Below are 14,070 nucleotides of genomic sequence, written 5' to 3'. Positions count from 1 at the left end.
ACGCGAAGCGTGTACCGAGCAGCGTAGTGGAGCGAGTCATGACGTGGTGCGGGATGCGGAGTGTGGACCTCGAAAGGGGGTGGGCCCCGGTCGTCCTCAGGACCCACCCCGGAAACGTCTCAGACGCCGACGGGTCGGCCCGGCCCGGGAACGTTGCGGAAGCGGAACGGCTCCGGTTCGCGGCCGGCCTGGATGAACCAGCACTCGCCGGTGCCGTCACCGGTGAGGATCCGCAGCACCGTGTCGGCGACGGTCTCGGCCGGGATGACCGGCAGGCCCTGCTCGGAGAGCATGCCGCGCAGGTGGTCGATGATCCGCGATTCGGCGAACCCCGGGCAGACCGCGTTGAAGCGCACGTTCTCCGGCGCGAGAGCCGGCCCCAGGGAGCGCGCGAGTCCCACGACCGCGTGCTTGTTGGCCCCGTACAGCGGATCGAGCGGCACGGCCGCCAGGCCCGCCAGGGACGCGGTCGCCACGATCGATCCTCCGCCGCGGGCCCGCAGCGCCGGCAGCACCGCGTGGGTGCCGAAGACCACGCCGTCGAGGTTGGCCCCCATCGCCCGGCGGTAGCGCGCGGGGTCGAAGTCGTCCCCGACGCCGCATCCGGTCGCCACCCCCGCGTTGAGCAGCGCGATGTCGACCCCGCCGTACGTCTCCTGGGTGAACTCCACCAGCGCGCGGTTGGCGTCGAGGTCGGAGACGTCGCAGGCCCGGAAGTGGCCGCCGACCGTGTGGGCCACCTCCCGGCCGCCCCGCGCGTCGAGGTCCGCGACGACCACGCGCGCCCCCGCCCTCGCCACCGCCAGCGCCATGGCCCGGCCCAGCCCGCTCGCGGCGCCGGTGACGATCGCCACCTTGCCCTGGAGCGCGGCGCTGTCCTTCTGTGCCCCCTGCGGGGCGGCGGCGGTCACGCCAGCTCCAGCACGAGCTTGCCGACGTTCTCGCCACGGAAGAGCATCTGCAGCGTCTCCGGGAAGTCGTCCACGGTGCCCCTCACCACATGTTCCTTGACCTTGATGCGGCCGTCGCCGATCCAGGCGGCGATCTCCCGCGCCGCCTCCGCGTAGCGCTTGGCGTAGTCGAAGACGACGAAGCCCTCCATCCGGGCGCGGCGCACCAGCAGCGAGAGGTAGTTCGAGGGGCCCTTGACCGGCGTGGCGTTGTTGTACTGGCTGATCGCACCGCACACCACGACGCGCGCGTGCATCGCCAGCCGGGTCAGGGCGGCGTCGAGGATGTCCCCTCCGACGTTGTCGAAGTAGACGTCGATGCCGTCGGGGGCGTGCTCGCGCAGCGCCTTCCTGACGTCGCCGGCCCGGTAGTCGATCGCCGCGTCGAAGCCGAGTTCACCGGTGAGCAGGGCGCACTTCTCCGGCCCTCCGGCGATGCCCACGACCCGGCAGCCCTTGGCCTTCGCGATCTGCCCCGCGATGGTGCCGACCGCTCCGGCGGCCCCGGACACCACGACGGTCTCGCCGTCCTTCAGCGCCCCGACGTCCAGCAGGCCGAAGTACGCGGTCATGCCGGGCATGCCCAGCGCTCCCAGGTACGTCGAGGGCGGGGCGAGCGAGGTGTCGATCTTCAGCGCGCCCCGGCCGTCGGAGACCACGTACTCCTGCACGCCGAAGGTGCCGACCACGTGGTCACCCGGCTGGAAGCCGGGGTGGTCGGAGGCGGTGACCTCGACGACCGATCCGGCGCGCATCACCTCTCCGATGCCCACCGGCGGCAGGTAGGAGGGCCGGTCGTCCAGCCAGCCCCGCATGGCCGGATCCAGCGAGATGACGCGTGTCCGGCCGACGAACCGGCCCGGGCCCGGTTCCTCGAGGGGCTCACTGCGGTGCTCCCAGTCCTCGGGTTTCACTTCGCCCACGGGGCGGGCTGCCAGACGGATCTGCCGGTTGGTCGCGGACATCGCGCCTCCTGTCGTTCGCGGCTCCCCGCGACCATACCGACCAGTAGGTACGCCCGGGTGTGTGACATTCCCCACAAGCCACTCCCGCGCCCGGTGACCTACGGTCCGGGGGTCGCCACCCGTCGGGCGATCGCTGTCGACCGGATGCCACATCGAACTCGAAACGTGACGTCCGGCAGGCTTATCAGGCATTCCAACCAGTCGGTATCGTGCGCCGCCACACCCGAGCTCCGCCCCCCCATGTCCCACGCATCCGAGCCGCACCGGAAGGCCACGATGACATTCCCCGACGAGCGGGATCCACGGCAGCCGTCGTACCGCCACGGCGTCCCGCAGGACAACCCTTACGCGTACGACTACGCGTACGACGTCTTTTCGTACGAGCCGTACGGCCAGGCACCCCGGCACGAGCCCTACGTGCCCGAGACCGGTCGGCGCGGTGGCGACCTCGCCGCCCTGCGCTCGGCCTACCGCGTGCTCCGCCGGGTCTCCACGCTCACCGCGCTCGGCTCCTTCGTGGTGTACGTCGTGCTGTCCTGCTGCGCGCCGGACCTGATGGGGGCCAGGATCACCGGTGAACTGAGCCTCGGCATGGCCCTGGGGGTCCTCCAGCTCGTCGTCACCTTCGCGGCGGTCCTCTGGTACGGCCGCAGCGCCCAGCGCTCCGTGGACCCCTTGGCGCGGACCGTGCGCGAGCAGACGGTCCGGCGGCCGGACCAGGAAGCCGGGGTGGCGAGATGAACGACTTCGGCGCGGGGACACAGACCGTCGTCCTGCTCCTGTTCACCACCCTGGTGACCCTCACCCTGCTGATGTGCGTGATGGCGGGACCGGACCGCGACGACCTGACGAACTTCTACACCGGCTACCGCTCGCTGACGCCCCTCAAGAACGGCCTGGCGATCGCGGGCGACTACATCTCGGCGGCCACGGTGCTGAGCACCACCGGCATCATCGCGCTCGCCGGATACGACGGATACGTCCTGGCGGTCAGCACCGCCCTCTCGCTGGTGCTGCTGATGTTCCTGCTGGCCGAACCGCTGCGCAACGCCGGCAGTTTCACCATGGGCGACGTCCTGGCCCGCACCATGCCGGGACGCGCGGTCCGTATCGCCTCGTGTGCGGTGACCCTCGGCGCGACCCTGCCGTTCCTGGTCGTCCAGCTCTCCGGAGCCGGGTCGCTGCTGACCTTCATCCTGGGCATCCCGCACCTGGCCGGCGCCAGGACGACGTGCATCGTCCTCGTCGGCAGCCTGATGATCATCTACGCGGCGCTCGGCGGCATGAGGGGAACCGCGCTCATTCAGATGATCAAGATCGTGCTCCTGCTCGGCACCAGCGCCACCGTCGCCGTCCTCGTCCTGAACCGCTTCGACTGGAGCCCGGACGCCGTGCTCCAGGCGGCCCGGCACGGCAGCGGAGCGGGCCCCGCCTTCTTCCAGCAGGGCCTTCAGCTGGGTACCTCGGCCGTCGACCGGCTGGACTTCGCCAGTCTCCAGATCACCGTGATCCTCGGCGCCGCCTGCCTGCCCCACATCACGATGCGTCTGTACTCCGCGCGGGACGTGCCGGCCATTCGCCGCTCCATGTCGTGGGCGGTCGGCACGGTCACCACGTTCTGCCTGCTCGTGATCATCATGGGTACGGGCGCGGCGGCGCTGGTGGGATCGCGGTACATCACCGCGGTCGACCCCCACGGCAGGACGTCGGTGCTCATGCTGTCCCGGGCGCTCGGCGGTGGCGCCGGCTCCGTGGGCACCACGGTTCTGTACGCGGCCATGGCGGGCACGGTCTTCATCACGCTGCTGTCCTCGGTCGCCGGAATGACCCTGGCCGCGGCCTCGTCGCTCGCCCACGACCTGTTCGCCCACACCATGCGGCGGGGACGGGCGGAGCCCCGTACGGAGATGACGGTGGCGGCGTGGACGAGCGTGGCCGTGGGAACCGTGGCCATCGCGCTCTCCACCCTGGTGCAGAACTGGGACGTCGCCGTACTGACCACGCTGGCGATCTGCATCGGGGCGTCGGCCGTGGCCCCGGCGCTGACGTACTCCCTGTTCTGGCGGGGCTTCACCCGCACGGGCCTGCTCGCGAGCCTCTACGGCGGTGCGGCCTGCGCGCTGGTGCTGATGGTCTTCTCCAAGGCCGTCTCGGGCACGCCGTCAGCGGTCTTCCCGAACACGGACTTCCACTGGTTCCCCATGCAGTCCACCGGCCTGGTCTCCGTGCCCTTCGGCTATCTGGCGGGCTGGCTGGGCAGCCGCTGGGAGCACCGGCGCCGCGCCGCCGTCAGTCACGAGAGCCGTCGGCTGTACGAGGAGAGCGAGGCACGGCTGCTCGCCGCGGCCGAGTGACCGCATCCGCGCAGGCGGGCTACGCGCGCGGCCTCGACGCCGCCGCCGTAGCCCGCCCTGGCGTTCCCAACTCACGTGCAGCCAAGGCCCAGTTGAGCTCCACCACGGTGTCCGGAGCGTCCAGGCTGGTGCCGGTGAGCTCCTCGAAACGGCGCAGCCGGTAGCGGACGGTGTTCACATGGACGTGTGCGCTGCGGGCGACTTCGCGGATGTGCCGTCCCCTCGCCAGGTATTCCCGCACCGACTCCTCGATGAGCGCGCCGAACTCGCCTTCCGCCTCCAGCGGGCGCAGATAGCGGTCGAGCAGCAGCTCGGCGAGTTCCGGTTCGGCGACGACCGCCACCCGCCAGGACAGGTCGCTCAGGTCGTACACGCCGCGCAGACCGTACGCACGGGCGGCCTGAAGCATCCTGCCGGCGGCGCGGAAGGAGCGGTGCACCGCGGCCAGGTCCGCCGGCGGGCCGACCCCCGCCGTCACCTCCGGGTCACCGGTCTCCGGCTTGGCCTCGACGATGCCTGCGACGGCCTCGCCCAGCACGGTGAGCAGCGCGGCCCGGCCGTTCCTGCGCCCGTGGGACTCCAGGGAGCGTTCCAGGGCGTCCGGACCGGCGGTGCCGTTCGCAACGGCTCTGATGGCCCGGTACGGCCGCGCCGGGTCCAGTCCGTAGATCGCCGCACCGCTGTGGATCTCCGCGGCGCTCAGCGTCCCGTAGAGCAGTCCGCGCAGGAAGCCGGCGCGGCGGCGGGCGTCGAACAGGGCGGAGTCGACCTCGGCCTGCCGGTGAACCGCGGCGATCCGCAGGCTCGCGACGTCCGCGAGCTCCCACAGGCGCGTGGTGCGGTCGACGACGAGGCCGGGGTCCAGCCCGCCTGCGGTCGCCTCGGCGAGGAACAGGTCCCGTATCGCGCTCAGCGCCCGGCGGAAGGCGCGGAGCCCGTCTGCGAGCGGCACGCCCCGGGCGACCCGGTCCCGGGCCACATCGGCCTCGCCGAAGTCCTCGGGCGCGGGCACCGCCCCTTCCCGCACCACCGCGAGAGCCCGCTGGAAGTGCCGGTGCCAGATCTCGTCCAGGAGTTCCCGCGGGACCACGCGGTAGGACGGGATGTGGTCCGTCAGCTCCGCGTGCAACCGCCCGCCCACGTGACGCTGCTGCGCGGCCATCGCGGCGATGACCCGTTCGAGGCACGCCGCCGCGCCCGGCTGTCCGGGCATGGACCTCACCTCCGCCCCTCCTGCAACCGCCGTTGTACGACCGAACAATATGCCGGGTTCCGGCCTTGGCCGAAGGGCCGTCGACAACGCCCCGCCGCCGGCAGCACAGTGGCACGGCGGCGGGACGAGCGCACCGGCGCGTACCCGGCATGGCGCCGGTCGAGCGCGCTCAGCCCCGCCCTCCTGCTGTCCACCACCCTGACGAACCGTGCGGAGACCGCCATGACCGACGAGCCCCATCACCGGCCCCACCCCGCCGCCGACGCCACCGGCCCGCGCCTCGCGCCGCTGCCCGAGGACGAGTGGGACCCGTCCACGCGGGAGTTGCTCGCCGCGATCCCCCGGGACGCCGACGGCCGTCTCGCCAACGTCTTCACCACCTTGGTGCGGCACCCCGGCCTCTTCCGGCACTTCCTGCCCTTCGGCAGCCATCTGCTGCGCGACGGCCGGCTTCCGGGCCGGACCCGGGAACTGCTGATCCTGCGTACGGCGTTCCACACAAGGGCCGGTTACGAATGGGGGCGGCATGTACCGCTGGCCAGGGCTGCCGGGCTCACCGACGAGGAGATCCGGCGGGTCGGCGCGGGCCCGGACGCCCAGGAGTGGTCACCGGCCGACGCCTCCCTGCTGCGTGCCGCCGACGAACTGCACCGGGACGCGCGCCTGTCCGCGGCCACCTGGTCCGCGCTCGCGGCCGACCACGACGAGGCGCAGCTGATCGAAATCACCATGCTCGTCGGTCAGTACCACATGGTCGCGTTCTTCCTGAACTCCGCCGGCACACCGCTGGAGCCGGGCTACGCGTCGGAAGCCCTGCCCGGGCCCGACGGAGCCCGCGCGCACGCGACGGGAAGGGGACACGGCCATGGCTGAGCCCCGGCACGCCGCGACCACCCGCCCGGTCGGCCGCCTGACCGGCCTCCTGGCCGGCCGGAACATACTGGTCATCGGCGCGGGCACCCGCCCCAGTGACGATCCGAAGGCCCCGGTGGGCAACGGACGGGCGGTGGCCGTGCTCGCCGCCCGCGAGGGAGCCCGCGTGGCCTGCGCCGACGTCTCCCCCTCCGCCGCGGCCGCCACCGCCGCCCTGGTCGGCGAGGAAGGCGGTCGCGGCCTCCCTGTGGTCGGTGACGCGACGGATCCGGGCCAGTCCTCGGCCATGGTCGCCGAGGCCGTCCGCGAACTCGGCTCGCTCGACGCGCTGGTGGTCAACGTCGGCATCGGACTCGGCGCGGGTCTCGCGGACACCTCACCGGAGCAGTGGGAACGCGTGCTCTCGCTCAACCTGGGCGCTCCCTTCCTCGCCGCCAAATACGCACTGCCCGCGCTCTCCGACGGGGGATCGATCGTCTTCGTCGGTTCCGTGGCGGGGCTGCGCGCCGCGACCGACTCGCCCGCCTACGACAGTTCCAAGGCGGGTCTGTCCGGTCTCACGCGCCATGTCGCCAAGGAGGGTGGGCCGCGCGGGATCCGTGCCAACCTCGTCGTCCCGGGCCTGATCGACACCCCGATGGGACGGGAGGCCTCGGCCCGGCGGGCGTCGCGCACCACCTCGTTCACGCGCATACCGCTCGGGCGCCAGGGCACCGCCTGGGAGGTGGCCGAAGCCGTCACCTTCCTGCTCTCCGACCGCGCCTCCTACATCACCGGCCAGAGCCTGGTGGTCGACGGAGGGCTGAGCGCCGTGTGAGCCCATGGCGCCCGTCGGCTCCGCCGAGCCCATGGCGCCCGTCGGCTCCGCGCGGCGCCACCGGCGGGCGCCTTCACTTCAGGTCGGCGAGCGGGGCGCTCGGTCGCCAGGTGACGGGGAGGACGACGTCGACACCGTCGCGGCGGGCCAGGGGCAACAGCCTGCTCATGGTGGTGCCGATGTCGTCCAGGAAACGGGGCATGGGCCTCAGGGGCCGGTGCAGGCCGGCGAAGAAGTCGTCCCAGTGCACCAGGACCACCCGGCGCGCACCGGTCGCGACCACGACCTCGTCCCAGTACGTGCGCAGGAACTCGGCCGACTGCCTGCCCAGATTGCCGATGCCGAGATAGATGACGTCGGCGGACCGGCCGCGCAGGGCGCCGGGGCGGACGTTGGCGCTGGCGTGCAGCAGGACGCGGCCGGCCGGATGGGCCACGAGCACGCTGTAGGCGGCGCCGGTCCTCCAGGCGCCGGCCCGGGCCGGTGGCACCAGAGGCTCGTCGACGGTGCCGGGAAAGCGGTCACCGGGGCTGTGCACGGATTCCAGGAAGGTGAGGTCGAAGCGGCCGTAGGAGACGGTCTCCCCGTCCGCGACCACGCGCAAGCGCGGCTCCGGCACTCCCAGGCCCCGGCCGATGTTCGCGGTGGAGGGCGATCCGACCAGCTCCGCGCCGGTCTCCAGGGCCCACACCGGCGCGTCGAGGGCGTGATCGTAGTGGGAGTGGGCGCAGACCACGGCGGCCAGGTTCCTCACCCTCAGCCGGTCGATCGCGGCGCGCACCAGGGGCCGGTCGGGCGCGATCCTGCCCAGGGCGACGCGAAGCATCCCCGGCCGGGTGACGAAACCGTCGTTGAGCACAGAGGTCTCCCCGTCCGACAGCAGCACGGAACTGGTGCCGAGGAAATGGGCGACCAGGGCGGGGTCGCCCGTCATCGGGCGCTGTCGGTACGGCAGATACGGGCGCAGGCTCGGACGACCGAGAGGCATTCTCATGCCTGCATCCTGACCTCTTCCGCGGCTGCGGCCGAGCATGTGCGCGGCCGTACCGGCGCCCTGTGAGCTGCCTCACGCGGCGCTGCCCGCCCGGCGCACGAACTGCCTTGCCAGCGCCTTTCCCGCGCCTGCGGCGCCGCGCGTTGGCCGGATACGTCACTAATCTGTCATTGCAGCCAGTGCGAGATCCGATACAGGCTGTGACCGTGTTGGAGCGACGTGTTGTTGTGGTGGTGTACGCGGGCGCGATGGCCCTGGACATCACCGGACCGATTGAAGTGTTCGATACCGCGAACCGGCTCCTCGGCCCCTCGGGCATCCCCTACCGGACCGAGTTCGTCTCCGCCGACGCACCGCTGGTGCGCATGAGTTCGCAGATGGTGGTGGAGGCCTCACCGCTTCAGGCGGGGCAGGGCCCGATCGACACACTCCTGGTGCCGGGCGGGTGGAGTCTCGACAGCGCTCTGCGGGACGAGGAACTCGTGTCCTGGATCGGCCGGGCGGCGGCCCGGTCGCGCAGAGTCGCCTCCGTCTGCGGCGGTTCCTTTCTGCTGGCCGAGGCGGGCCTCCTCGACGGCAGGCGCGCCACCACGCACTGGGCGTACAGCGAGGCGATGGCCTGCCGCTATCCGGACGTGACGGTGGACGCCGAGCCGATCTTCGTCTGGGACGGCCCGTTCGTGACCTCCGCGGGCGTGTCCACGGGCATCGACATGGCACTGGCTCTGGTGGAGGCCGATCACGGATCGTCGCTCGCGCTGGAGACGGCACGGTTCCTGGTGCTGTTCCTCAAGCGGCACGGAGGACAGTCCCAGTACAGCGCCGTCCTCGACGCCCAGCTCGCCGACCATCCGCCGATCCGGGCCGCTCAGGAGTGGATCCTGGACAACCTCGACGGCCCGTTACCCGTGGCCGAGATCGCGCGGCGGGCCAACATGAGTCAGCGCAACTTCGCCCGCGTCTTCCGGCGCGAGGTGGGCACGACACCCGGCCAGTACGTCGAGCGGACGCGTATCGCCCGCGCGCGCGAACTGCTGGAGACCACGGACCTGACCATCAGCCAGATAGCCGGCCGCTGCGGATTCGCCGCCACCGAGACGTTCTTCCGCTCCTTCGGACGAACCCTGGGACTCACCCCCAAGGAATACCGGCACCGCTTTCAGGTCATCTCGCCGTCCGGCCTCATCGCCCGGCACCACGAGAGGGAGAGGAGCCCCGCATGACCACCACGACCCCGGAACCACACACGGGGGAACGCGACGGAGAAACGGTACGCCTGGTCGACTGGCTGGCCGGGGAACTCGCCGGGACCGGCGTCACCCACATGTTCGGCGTCGGCGGCGCGAACATCGAGGACCTGTACGACGCGGTGCACCGCGGCGGCGCCGTCCGGGGTGTCGTCGCCAAACACGAGTTCTCCGCCGTCACCATGGCCGACGGATACGCGCGTACCACCGGGCGCCTCGGCGTCGTTGCCGCCACCTCGGGCGGTGGGGCGATGAATCTCGTACCGGGCCTGGCGGAGGCGTACGCCTCCCGGGTGCCCGTGCTGGCCCTGGTGGGCCAGCCGCCGACCGGCCAGGAGGGGCACGGGGCGTTCCAGGACTCCAGCGGCAGGGCGGGCTCCTTCGACGCGCGGGAGGTCTTCGCACCCGTCTCCCGGTTCTGCGCCCGGGTCGATGACGCGGACTCGGTCGTGGAGTTGCTGCCCCGGGCGGTCGCGGCGGCACAGGCCGGACCACGCGGGCCGGCCGTGCTGTTGCTGCCCAAGGACGTGCAGCAGGCACGGATCCAGGTGCCCGCCCGCGGTGCGGCCCCGACACCGGGCGGCCCCGCGACAGCATCGGCGGCGCGGCTCGACGCGGCTGCCGTCGGCGCCGTGTCGGAAGCCCTTCGCGGGGCCGGTCGCGTCCTCGTCATCGCCGGTGAGGACGTCGCCGCCGGCGGCGCACGGGGGGAACTGGCCGAGCTGGCCCGGCGCCTCGGGGCATGGGTGGCGGTCACCCCGGACGCCAAGGACGTCTTCGACAACCGTGATCCCCGGTTCGCGGGTGTCGCAGGGGTGATGGGCCACGCCAACGTCGAGGACTGTCTGCGCCGGGCCGATGTGTGCCTGCTGGTCGGTACCCGGCTGCCGTTCCTGGCGCGCGGTGGTCTCGACCGGGCCCTGGCCGCCACCGACGTCGTCTGCCTCGGCCCCGAACCGCCGTTCGTGGCAGGCACCGCGTTGGGCGGGAACCTGCGGGACGCGCTGCGCGCGGTGACCGCCCGGCTGCCCCCGCACCGACGCCCCTGCCCAGCGCACGCCGGCCCTCTGCCCACACGCGTCCCGGGTGCGACCATCGAGACTCGGGAACGAACCGTCCCCCACGCCCAGGCGGTCGCCGCCGTGGAGGCGGCGCTCCCCCAGGACGCACACGTCTTCGTGGACGCCGGCAACACCGGGGCCAGCGCGATCCACCTGCTCCCGGCACCGCGCCACGGCCGCTTCGTGGTGGCGGTCGGCATGGGCGGCATGGGCTACACCTTCGGTGCCGGCATCGGCGCCGCGCTCGCCACCGGCCGTCGCACCTACGTCCTCGCCGGCGACGGGGCCTTCTTCATGCACGGCATGGAGGTGCACACCGCCGTGGAGTACGACGCCCCCGTGACGTTCGTGATCTTCAACAACAACGCCCACGCCATGTGTGCGATGCGGGAGGAGTTCTTCCAGGGCGGCGTCCGCAGCGACGACCTGTTCGCCCGGACCGACCTCGCCGCCGGAGTGGCCGCCGCCTTCCCGTCCCTGCGGGCCACGCGGGCCGCCGACGCGGAGCACCTGCGCACGGCACTGCTGCGCGGCAATGCCGGGACCGGCCCGGCCTTCGTCTCCGTGGACTGCGACCCACGGGAGATCCCCCCGTTCCTTCCCTTCCAGTCCTTCACCAACGCCGCCAAGAACAAGGAGGGTTCCGATGAGCGAGCCGTCGTCCACGTTGGCTGACATCCCCGGCCTGATCCGGATCGAGAACACCGGCAAGGAGGAACTGACCGCCCACTGCATGGAGCTCACCCACGCGGTCTATCCCCACCATCAGGTCTACGGGCAGTACTGCACCATCCACGAGCACGTCGACTGCCCCCCGGAGCAGGCCTACGACTACCTGCGCCAGGGGCACCACCTGGAGGAGTGGACCTGCAGCCTGCGGGACTTCGCGCCCGCCGGCACACCGGGGCTGTGGGTCGGTCATGACCGGCTGGAGGACGACACCCGGATCTACTGCAGGGTGAGCGCGAACCCCGAGACCATGACCGTGGACTACCACTGCTCCTGGGACCAGGGCGAGAAGCTGTGGATGATCTACCTGATGCGGGTCGTGCCGGCCCGGCTGGTACTCGACAAGCCGGGTTCGGTGATCACCTGGACCAACTGCCGGCACCCCTACTACGACGACAACCCGCACCCCGGCCTGGCGCCCCGCCCGGACCGGCCCTGGGTGGGCGACTACTGGGACCTCTTCTACGCGGGACACACCGTGGAGATGCGGAACCTCAAGGCCATCCTGGAACACCGGCACCGGGGCGGCCTGCCGGTCAGTTCCGCTCCGGCGAGGGCGGTGGCCCGGTGACCACGGTCAGCCTCACCGACGTCGCGAGCTACCTGCCCGGCGATCCGGTCCCCGCCGAGTTCTACACGGACTTCCCCGGAGCCGAGGACAAGCTGCGCCACCACCCCATGTTCAAGGTGCCGCCGTTACGGCACCACGTGGCCAGGGACGAGACCAACGCGGACATGGTCGAGCGCGCCGTACAACCTCTCATCGAACGGCACGGCAGGGACGAAATCCGGGGCGTCGACGTGCTGTTGGTGCACAGCCAGTTGCCGGACCTGCCGTTCGTCGGCGCCGGGACAGAGGTGGCGCGCCGGCTGGGCCTGAACCCGGAGTGGCTCGTCGACGTGGCCAACGCGGGCTGTGCGTCGTTCGTGTACATGGTGAAGCTGGCCCGGCAGATCCTCACCACCACCGACGCGAGGACGGCGCTGATATGCAACGCGCAAAGCGCCGCGGGGCAGTGGTTCACCCAGTCCGAGGTGCGCAAACTCGCCCAGGCGGCGATCCCGGGCGACGGGTGCGGTGTGGGGTACGTGACGACGTCGGCGAAGTCGCCGGTCCTGGGCGTGGAGACCCGGCACATCGGCGCGTACGCCGGCGACATGACCGTGGCCGTCGACGACGGCCGCAAGTACTGGGAGCCGGGCGAGTCCCAGCTGCGGATCGGGTTCACCGACGCCAGTGTCGCCAAGGTCCTGGCACGCGGGAACCGCCTCGTCCCCGAGGTGGTCACGGACCTGTGCCGGCGGCTCGGCGTGACGAGCACCGACATCGACGTCCTCATCACCAACCAGCCCAACCGCACCTTCCTGCGGAACTGGCGCGAGGCGCTGCAACTGCCCGCCGAACGGCATCCGCACACCTTCGACGAGTACGGGAACCTCTTCGGCTCGGCGATCCCGATCACCCTGGACCGCGCCATCGGCTCCGGACAGGTGACGGACGGCGACCTGGTGGTGCTCGGTGGATTCGCCCACGCGGGCGACTTCGCCGGTGCCGTCGCCGTTCGCTGGCACGGCGGACGGGACTGAGCCATGGACATCCCCGTGCTGCACCGGCTCGCCCTGAACGAGAGCCCCTATCCCCCACTGCCCTCGGTGCGCGAGGCGATGCGGCGGGCCGTCGTGGAGGCCCACCGTTACCCGCCGTTCCACCCCGACGACCTCACCGAGCGGATCGCCGCATGGTGCCGGGTGACCCCCGACCGCGTCGCCGTCGGCAGCGGATCGGTCGGCGTGGCCCTCCAGTTGCTCCAGGCAGTGGTCCGGCCCGGCGACACAGTGGTGCACGCCTGGCGCACGTTCGACGCCTACCCTCTCCTGGCCGGCATGGTCCGCGCTCGGCCCGTCCCCGTCCCCCTGTCACCGGACGGGCACCAGGATCTGGGCGCCCTGCTCGCGGCGTTCGACCACCGCACCCGCGTCGTGGTGCTGTGCAATCCGCACAACCCCACCGGCAGCCTCGTCACCGCCGACGCGCTGTCGGCCTTCCTGCGCCGGGTCCCACGACACGTCACCGTGCTCCTCGACGAGGCGTACGTGGAGTTCGCCCGCGACACCGGCCTGCCGGACTCGCTCGCGCTCCTGGACGCACACCCCAACCTGCTGGTCCTGCGCACCTTCTCCAAGGCCTACGGCCTCGCCGCCCTGCGGGTGGGCTACGGCCTCGGCGCCTCCGGCCTGGTGGAGCGGATCCGCCGGCAGCAGCTGCCCTTCGGGATCAACACGGTGGCAACGGCGGCGGTGCAGGCCTCACTGCGGGCCGAGAGCGAGCTGCGCCTCCGCGTGGACTCCGTCGTCGCCGAACGCGAACGGCTCCAGCGCGAACTGGCCTCCCTCGGCTGGCGTGTACGCCCCGGCCACGCCAATTCCGTCTGGCTCGCCGCGCCCGATCCGATCGACGCGGGCGCGACGGCACTCGCGCGAGCCGGTGTCCAGGCACGCCACTACCCCGGCGAGGGACTCCGGCTCACCGTCGGCAACCGGAACGCCAACGACACGGTGCTGACCGCGCTGGCGGGACTGCGCGCGCACCAGGGCGCGGCGCGGACGTGACGGGGAGGGGCGCGAGGGCGGCCTGTTCCCGCCCTACGACCCCACCGGGGACGTCGTCACCGGGGCCGGCCTCGCCCGGTGCGGGGCACTAGGTGGCAGAGGTGCGGCGGCCGGATCCGCGGACGGCTTTGCCGGAGGTGGCGCCGGTCGCCGGCCGGCGGTCGGAACCGCGGCCGCCCGCTCCGGTGGCGCCTCCCGCCGCCCCGCCGGATCCCGCCCGGCGGCCGGACCCGCGCCCGCCGGCTGCGGGGGGCGCC

The 14,070-nt window shown here is 72.3% G+C and carries 13 protein-coding genes; 9 read left to right on the top strand and 4 right to left on the bottom strand.

All coding sequences use genetic code 11. The features are described 5' to 3' along the window. Positions 1-119 precede the first annotated feature (119 nt). Positions 120-911 (bottom strand): SDR family oxidoreductase, encoded by a 792-nt coding sequence (locus ABB07_RS34310; RefSeq protein WP_208902357.1) that lies wholly within the window; start codon positions 909-911, stop codon positions 120-122. Continuing rightward, positions 908-1,915, bottom strand: coding sequence for an NADP-dependent oxidoreductase (locus tag ABB07_RS34305; protein WP_208902356.1), 1,008 nt, complete (start codon positions 1,913-1,915; stop codon positions 908-910). Before ABB07_RS34305 ends, ABB07_RS34310 begins: the two co-directional genes overlap by 4 nt. Before the next feature lie 276 nt (positions 1,916-2,191). Between ABB07_RS34305 and ABB07_RS34300 the strand changes: the two genes are divergently transcribed. Together ABB07_RS34300 and ABB07_RS34295 are read left to right on the top strand one after the other, a co-directional pair. Further along, entirely contained in the window at positions 2,192-2,656 is a 465-nt protein-coding gene (locus tag ABB07_RS34300) for a DUF485 domain-containing protein (RefSeq protein ID WP_244189604.1), read from the top strand. Then, the gene (locus ABB07_RS34295) at positions 2,653-4,269 is read left to right on the top strand and encodes a sodium/solute symporter (protein WP_208902354.1); all 1,617 of its coding nucleotides are present in this window, start codon (positions 2,653-2,655) and stop codon (positions 4,267-4,269) included. The genes ABB07_RS34300 and ABB07_RS34295 overlap by 4 nt, the downstream gene beginning before the upstream one ends. Positions 4,270-4,288: 19 nt before the next feature. Here ABB07_RS34295 and ABB07_RS34290 read toward each other — a convergent pair whose 3' ends face one another. Further along, positions 4,289-5,482: a PucR family transcriptional regulator gene (locus ABB07_RS34290; RefSeq protein ID WP_208902353.1), complete on the bottom strand. Its 1,194-nt coding sequence runs from the start codon at positions 5,480-5,482 to the stop codon at positions 4,289-4,291. A gap of 222 nt (positions 5,483-5,704) precedes the next feature. On the opposite strand from ABB07_RS34290, the gene ABB07_RS34285 reads away from it, so the two are divergent. Together ABB07_RS34285 and ABB07_RS34280 are read left to right on the top strand one after the other, a co-directional pair. Further along, on the top strand, positions 5,705-6,355 hold the full coding sequence (locus tag ABB07_RS34285) for a carboxymuconolactone decarboxylase family protein (RefSeq protein WP_208902352.1): 651 nt from the start codon (positions 5,705-5,707) through the stop codon (positions 6,353-6,355). Continuing rightward, positions 6,348-7,172: an SDR family NAD(P)-dependent oxidoreductase gene (locus ABB07_RS34280; RefSeq protein ID WP_208902351.1), complete on the top strand. Its 825-nt coding sequence runs from the start codon at positions 6,348-6,350 to the stop codon at positions 7,170-7,172. Before ABB07_RS34285 ends, ABB07_RS34280 begins: the two co-directional genes overlap by 8 nt. A gap of 73 nt (positions 7,173-7,245) precedes the next feature. On the opposite strand, the gene ABB07_RS34275 is transcribed toward ABB07_RS34280, so the two are convergent. Next, positions 7,246-8,166 (bottom strand): MBL fold metallo-hydrolase, encoded by a 921-nt coding sequence (locus ABB07_RS34275; RefSeq protein WP_208902350.1) that lies wholly within the window; start codon positions 8,164-8,166, stop codon positions 7,246-7,248. 206 nt (positions 8,167-8,372) lie between these two features. On the opposite strand from ABB07_RS34275, the gene ABB07_RS34270 reads away from it, so the two are divergent. The 5 genes from ABB07_RS34270 to ABB07_RS34250 are packed head-to-tail and all read left to right on the top strand — an operon-like array spanning position 8,373 to position 13,813. Continuing rightward, positions 8,373-9,389, top strand: a complete 1,017-nt coding sequence (locus ABB07_RS34270) for a GlxA family transcriptional regulator (RefSeq protein ID WP_244189603.1) — start codon at positions 8,373-8,375, stop codon at positions 9,387-9,389. After that, positions 9,386-11,149 (top strand): thiamine pyrophosphate-binding protein, encoded by a 1,764-nt coding sequence (locus ABB07_RS34265; RefSeq protein WP_208902349.1) that lies wholly within the window; start codon positions 9,386-9,388, stop codon positions 11,147-11,149. Before ABB07_RS34270 ends, ABB07_RS34265 begins: the two co-directional genes overlap by 4 nt. Next, entirely contained in the window at positions 11,121-11,774 is a 654-nt protein-coding gene (locus ABB07_RS34260; RefSeq protein WP_208902348.1) for an SRPBCC family protein, read from the top strand. The genes ABB07_RS34265 and ABB07_RS34260 overlap by 29 nt, the downstream gene beginning before the upstream one ends. Then, a complete protein-coding gene (locus ABB07_RS34255) occupies positions 11,771-12,790 on the top strand; it encodes a 3-oxoacyl-ACP synthase III family protein (protein ID WP_208902347.1) in 1,020 nt (339 codons plus the stop codon). The genes ABB07_RS34260 and ABB07_RS34255 overlap by 4 nt, the downstream gene beginning before the upstream one ends. Before the next feature lie 3 nt (positions 12,791-12,793). Beyond that, entirely contained in the window at positions 12,794-13,813 is a 1,020-nt protein-coding gene (locus ABB07_RS34250) for a histidinol-phosphate transaminase (RefSeq protein WP_208902346.1), read from the top strand. Positions 13,814-14,070 lie beyond the last annotated feature (257 nt).

The organism is Streptomyces incarnatus, assembly GCF_001027185.1.
Lineage (GTDB): Bacteria > Actinomycetota > Actinomycetes > Streptomycetales > Streptomycetaceae > Streptomyces > Streptomyces puniciscabiei.
The sequence above is the reverse complement of the archived record's forward strand: the minus strand, read 5'-3'. Positions and strand labels throughout refer to the sequence as shown.

Coding starts and splice junctions, on each gene's coding strand:
- ABB07_RS34305 (WP_208902356.1), bottom strand. CDS start 1,915: ATGTCCGCGACCAACCGGCAGATCCGTCTGGCAGCCCGCCCCGTGGGC.
- ABB07_RS34300 (WP_244189604.1), top strand. CDS start 2,192: ATGACATTCCCCGACGAGCGGGATCCACGGCAGCCGTCGTACCGCCAC.
- ABB07_RS34295 (WP_208902354.1), top strand. CDS start 2,653: ATGAACGACTTCGGCGCGGGGACACAGACCGTCGTCCTGCTCCTGTTC.
- ABB07_RS34290 (WP_208902353.1), bottom strand. CDS start 5,482: ATGCCCGGACAGCCGGGCGCGGCGGCGTGCCTCGAACGGGTCATCGCC.
- ABB07_RS34285 (WP_208902352.1), top strand. CDS start 5,705: ATGACCGACGAGCCCCATCACCGGCCCCACCCCGCCGCCGACGCCACC.
- ABB07_RS34280 (WP_208902351.1), top strand. CDS start 6,348: ATGGCTGAGCCCCGGCACGCCGCGACCACCCGCCCGGTCGGCCGCCTG.
- ABB07_RS34275 (WP_208902350.1), bottom strand. CDS start 8,166: ATGAGAATGCCTCTCGGTCGTCCGAGCCTGCGCCCGTATCTGCCGTAC.
- ABB07_RS34265 (WP_208902349.1), top strand. CDS start 9,386: ATGACCACCACGACCCCGGAACCACACACGGGGGAACGCGACGGAGAA.
- ABB07_RS34260 (WP_208902348.1), top strand. CDS start 11,121: ATGAGCGAGCCGTCGTCCACGTTGGCTGACATCCCCGGCCTGATCCGG.
- ABB07_RS34250 (WP_208902346.1), top strand. CDS start 12,794: ATGGACATCCCCGTGCTGCACCGGCTCGCCCTGAACGAGAGCCCCTAT.